Raw genomic sequence first — 1546 nt, 5'->3', positions numbered from 1 at the left:
TCGTAATGCGGGAAATATAATCCCTCCCTACGGAGCAACCAATGGTGGTGAAGGTGCATCTATAGAATATGCTATCAACGCTCTCGGCATCGAGCAAGTGATTATCTGCGGTCACTCCCATTGTGGAGCGATGAAAGGTTTGTTAAAATTGCAGAGTCTGGCCGATGAAATGCCTTTAGTTTACGATTGGTTAAAACAAGCAGAAGCTACTCGACGTTTAGTTAAGGATAATTACAAAGAATTAGAAGGAGAAGAACTGATCGAGGTGACAGTAGCAGAAAATGTTCTCAATCAGTTAAGTAATTTGCAAAGCTATCCAATTATTCGTTCCCGATTACATCAGGGTAAATTATCCCTACACGGTTGGATTTTTCGGATTGAAACTGGCGAAATTTTAGCCTACGATCCCATCCTACACGATTTTGTCGCTCCCCATAGTAAAATTACCCATCCCGAACCAGAAGACAATTTACCCTCTAGTCGTCATCTTCCCAATAGTCATCCCTTCAAGATTTCTGAGGATTATATCAGGACTAATGCGGAGGTAAAAAAAGCGACTCCTGCGGTTAATACTGTGGCCAAAAAGAATGGCTCCTCAACCCAAAAACCGGGCTATACTTATTTAGAACCCTCCCAAGCTGATCGCATTTATCGCGGTTCGAGAAGTTAATTAGGGATTACAGAAATTCTCTAGAGATGTGCCTATTAACGTCTCTAGAGTGGCAATTAAACGATAACTGCTATACTCCTCTATGGCTTCCCCAAAAGATTTTATTAGTCCCGTCAATTCCGAGCAAGAGTTAGTCTATCCTTTTCGGAACTATCTTAACTATCTGCACGCAAAATACTCTGATTTACAGACGGGTAAGATCGCCGATTATATTCCTGAATTAGCCCTAGCAGCTCCAGAATGGTTTGGTATTTCTGTAATTAGCACTGACGGTCAGATTTTTGAGGTGGGAGACTGTCAGCAAACCTTTACAGTACAATCGATTTCTAAAGCTTTTGTCTTTGGATTAGCTCTAGAAGATCACGGAAGGGAATACGTTAATAGTAAAGTCGGTGTTGAACCCACGGGGGAAGCTTTTAACTCGATTATTCTCGATGAAAAAACCAATCGTCCCTATAATCCTATGGTTAATGCTGGTGCGATCGCTACCACGGATTTAATCACCGGACAGAATGCCACGGAAAGGCTAAAACGTATTTTAGAAATGTTTAAACGCTATACTGGCAGGGATCACGAGATTAATGTCCCCGTTTTTCTCTCGGAAAAATCCACCGGCAATCGCAATCGGGCCATGGCCTATCTAATGCTAAATTTTGGCATGGTCAGCGATAAAATTGAAGAAACCCTCGATCTTTACTGTCAACAATGCGCCATTCTCGTCCATGCTCACGATTTAGCCCTGATGGCGGCTACCTTGGCTAATGGGGGTGTCAACCCAATCACAGGAATACGGGCGATCGATGAACACTACGTTCAAGATGTGATCAGTGTTATGCTTACCTGTGGAATGTACGACGCTTCAGGAGAATGGGCCTA

At 42.8% G+C, this 1546-nt stretch carries 2 protein-coding genes; both read left to right on the top strand.

The genetic code is table 11. The features are described 5' to 3' along the window. On the top strand, positions 1-670 hold a 670-nt coding region (locus PX484_RS12715; RefSeq protein WP_288104114.1), incomplete at its 5' end, for a carbonic anhydrase. Between the two features lie 82 nt (positions 671-752). Further along, positions 753-1546, top strand: a 794-nt coding sequence (gene glsA / locus PX484_RS12710; RefSeq protein WP_288104112.1) for a glutaminase A, incomplete at its 3' end; no start/stop codon positions are given.

The organism is Microcystis sp. M49636_WE2, from assembly GCF_030065375.1.
Lineage (GTDB): Bacteria > Cyanobacteriota > Cyanobacteriia > Cyanobacteriales > Microcystaceae > Microcystis > Microcystis aeruginosa_C.
This window is presented reverse-complemented; position numbering and strand designations above follow the sequence as displayed.